The sequence below is a fragment of the Sulfurihydrogenibium yellowstonense SS-5 genome (assembly GCF_000173615.1).
Taxonomy (GTDB): domain Bacteria; phylum Aquificota; class Aquificia; order Aquificales; family Hydrogenothermaceae; genus Sulfurihydrogenibium; species Sulfurihydrogenibium yellowstonense.
Genome location: NZ_ABZS01000163.1, coordinates 1 through 3,900 on the forward strand (window position 1 = coordinate 1; position 3,900 = coordinate 3,900).

2 protein-coding genes and 2 pseudogenes are annotated in these 3,900 nt (G+C 32.0%); all 4 read right to left on the minus strand.

All coding sequences use genetic code 11. From position 1 onward, the window contains the following. A pseudogene (locus tag SULYE_RS06780) lies at positions 1 to 796 on the minus strand (transposase); the annotation flags it as partial. Positions 797 to 892: 96 nt separating this feature from the next. Then, a pseudogene (locus SULYE_RS06785) lies at positions 893 to 1,826 on the minus strand (Rpn family recombination-promoting nuclease/putative transposase). A gap of 11 nt (positions 1,827 to 1,837) precedes the next feature. Further along, positions 1,838 to 2,332, minus strand: a complete 495-nt coding sequence (locus tag SULYE_RS06790) for an OmpH family outer membrane protein (protein ID WP_007547844.1) — start codon at positions 2,330 to 2,332, stop codon at positions 1,838 to 1,840. A 436-nt stretch (positions 2,333 to 2,768) separates the two neighbouring features. Beyond that, the coding region (locus SULYE_RS06795; RefSeq protein WP_007547846.1) for a BamA/OMP85 family outer membrane protein at positions 2,769 to 3,900 on the minus strand (1,132 nt) is incomplete at its 5' end.

Here is a 3,900-nt window from a genome sequence, read left to right on the forward strand (position 1 = left end):
AATCAGAATCATTTAACAGCTCTTTGTAATTCTTAGGTAATTTCTCTTTAAATCCCAATCCTCTTTTACCTTTTTGTAGTGTAAAAGCCAATGCTAAATGAAATGGATATGCGTTTACATCTATGCCTATTATTCCATTGTCTTTTTTGATTGTGATATGTGGCAGTTTCTCTTCAACAGATATAAAAGCATATACATTGCTGTTTTTTATTTTCAGATTAACTGAGTATGGAAACCATTCTCCATATCTGTATGCATTTTCAAGCATAAACATAAACTCTATCCATTTATCATTTTTTCTTTCAACACTTCTAATTACTTTTGCGTAGATGTATTGTCTATTTCCTGTGTTTATTCTTAAATACAATTCATCATTTATCCACTCAAATCTTAAATTCAGATTTCCTTGTTTTGATTTATCTCCTCTTGAATATAAATTCCCATGTCTGCTTTCTTTCCATTTTGCTTTTAATTCTTTTCTTCTTTTTCCTGTTAGATGATTTTTCTTTAATTGCTCAAATAATTTTCTTAAACCAAATATAAGCTTTTTTGGATTTTGACCTCTTTCTTTGCATGATGAAATAGTTGACTTTGTTAAAAATGTAGAATCATCTGAGTATCTTGTGTTTATGTCAAATAGTTTTGATAAATACTTTTTTAAATCTTTTCTTTTTTCACCTTCTAACAATCTTTGATAAGCATATCTCATAGCAGATGAAAATCTACGCATCAAATCTAATACCGCTTCCTTGTCTTGCGTATTTTGAAATTCAAGTTGGCATTGTAGAGTTATCATTTCTCAATCTCAACCATTTCACTTTAAACTTTTTTACAGAAAATAGCAACTGTTGTTAACCTCCTGTAAATAGTTGTTGTTTTGATAATTATTATATCACTTCAATAACTCTTCTAAGCTATTAGCCAAAATAGCCTTTGTAAAGAGTTTGTCTAACTCTTCTAAATCACTTATTTCTGAAATAAATTTTTCTACATTTTCAGAAACATTGCCAAATCTAATCTTGATTAGCTTTATAATATCTTCTTGTTTTGCTTTTATTAGCCCCTGCTGTAAACCCTGTTGTAAACCCTGTTGTAAACCTTCCATTTTCCATTTTTCTGTTAATGTCATCATCTCTTTTTCACCTCCCAAGATTTCTTTTAACACATTTTCAACTTCTTGTGGGTTGTTTACAACTGAAATATAATCTAAAATGATAAAAACACAACCATCTTGATGGCGTTCAAAAACCTTCTTTAAAATATGTTTATACTTTCTTAAATCTTCGAAAATATGCTTCATTGTAAGAAGTGCTGACACTGTGCAAAAGTCTATGTAGAGTTTATTTATCATCTCTTCATCAGCTACCTTTGAAAGGTCTATTAAGTGATAGTTAAGTTTGTTTGTAAATCTTTCTATAGTTTCTGAGTTAGTCTTTGGTAGTGTGGTTGGTATATTCCATTTTCTTTTACCATGATACAAGACAATGTTGATTATTGGTGGATACTCTTCATACTCTCCTGTTTCTTCCCATAATATCCCATTGTAGTATAAAAGCTGGCTTGGTAGGTTTTTATCTATGTAAGATTTGTGTTCAAATATGATTCTTATAAAGCTTTTTTCGTTTTCTATTTTGCATTCATACAAAAGGTCAAGAAGCGATTTTCCTACCTTCTGTGAGTATTTTTCACTGTTTAATAATCTTATACTTTCTAAGTCTATCTTTTGAGATAGCTCTGGGATAAAATATATCAAGCAGGCTTTTAACTCTCTTTGGCTCAGAAAATATCTGTTTAAAAAATTGGTCGTGAGGTTGTAAGTCATTCATAGCTAATTTATCTACTTATTATATTCTTTAAGCACTTCGTCTGTAATGTCTAATTTTTTATCTGCATAGAGTACACCGCTGATTAAACCGCCGTAAAGAATTAAATCAAGATTTTTATCTTTTGCTATTTTTTGCGCTATTGCTTTTATGTCACTTACCATATTCTTTTCTGCTTCTGCTTTCATTTTCGCAAGCTCTTCATTTGCCTGGATTTCAAGATTTTGAAGCTGTCTTGCTGCTTCTCTAAGTTCCTTCATCTTATCTTCTTTAGCTTTTTGATTTAAAGCTGAAGAGTTTAGCTGGCTTTGTAAAGATGTAATTTTGTTTTGTAGTTCTTTTGCTTTATTTTGATAGTATTTTAACTTTGCATCCAACTCTGCTTTATACTTCTTTCCTTTTGCAGATTGATTCATCACTTTTTCCATATCAACATAGGCAACATTTGTTGCATTTGAGTATCCAAAAGCTAAAAATAATAAAGTTAAAACTGCTAAAAATTTTTTCATCTATCTCCTCCTTATTAGTATACCAAATTTTAACTAAGTCAAAAAATTAATTAATCTTTTTAATCGTCATTCTGTAGTCGAGCTAAATAACTTTTACTTCTCACTTCTCTAATTCTTATTTTTTAAAAGAGTAGATCCTTCGGCTTACAGCCTCAGGATGACAAAGAAATGAATAGCAATGTCTTCTGCAGCTGTGCAAAGAATCTCCGCCCTCTTTGACATTTGAAAGAAAAAAAATCAAAAAAGAGATCCTTCACTTCGTTCAGGATGACGATGAAAGCTCAACCAATGTCATTTTGAAGCTAGTGAAGAATCTTCATTCTCTCTCTCGCTTATTCACTTTCTCACTTTTTAAAGAAGAGATCCTTCGGACTTACGTCCTCAGGATGACAATCAAGGAAAAGCTTACAAAAATTTTTACAACACTCTCTCTTCATTAGAAGAATGTACCTAAAATAAATCCAAATCTTGAGCTGCTTACACCGGATGGTGGATTTAAAACTTTACCATAATAAAGCTCTATGGGTGCAAATGGAGTAATGATTTTTAAGCCCACGCCTGTGGAGTAATACATGTTGGAAAATGGATTGCCTTTGTCATAGCCTTTACCTTGGTCTAAAAATACGTATCCCCATAAAAATCTTTCTACGATTGGATGTGCTAATTGGTAGTTTAAGATAATCTCTCTTTTTGCTCCAGCCGGGTCTTTGTTTTCATCCAATGGACCGGCTCTACCCCAATCAAAACCTCTAATTGTAAAGTCTCCACCTACAAAGAAAAGCTGGTCAAGTGGTATTGTTTTAGATATCTTTTCTACAAATCCAAATGTACCTTTGACAGAGAATATAAAGTCTGTATAGAAAATCTTATCTGGAATAATTTTTGAAGCACTAAAAACTGCCTTATAAAAATCTCTCGTTCCGGTACCGGCAGAAAGTGTCAATGTTATATCACTTCCTCTTGTTGGAAGAATAGGATTGTCTATTGAGTTTCTGTTTATAAACCAGTAGGTTGAGTATAAATCATACTTTCCGGCTTGCTTTTTAATGTATGTTGAGGCAGTATCTAAAATATCTTTGTACTCGCCTTTTTCTAAGGTCAGACCAACGCCTGTCCTCCAAAATTCTTTAAATTCGTAAGATAAGGTAGGAGAAAAACCTTTTTTTGTAGAGATAAACGTTGTATAGTTTACATATGAATCATATAAATTTAGTCCAAGGTCTAACGGCTTATAAAACGCCCATCTATGTAGATAGTTTAGAGAGTTATTTCTGTACTTTGAACCAACGGTTAATGATAGTCCTAAAGTATCGCCAGTACCTAAGAAGTTTCCTTTTCTAATTGATGCAAAGAATGATAAGTTTGTTTGTTGGCTGTATCCTGCACCTATAGACATCTGACCTGTAAATCTTTCATTTACCTTTGTCTCTAAATCCATCTCATCGTCAGACTTTACCTGTGGGTCAAACCCAATCATATTGTAATAACCAAGTCTGTACAATCTTGCTTGAGACCTTAAAAGTTTGTCTTTTTTAAATACATCTTCCGGGTGCCAATCTAAGTTCCCC

Bases quoted from the DNA above. Each gene is read 5' to 3' on its own strand.
- SULYE_RS06790 (WP_007547844.1), bottom strand. From the start codon at position 2,332: ATGAAAAAATTTTTAGCAGTTTTAACTTTATTATTTTTAGCTTTTGGA.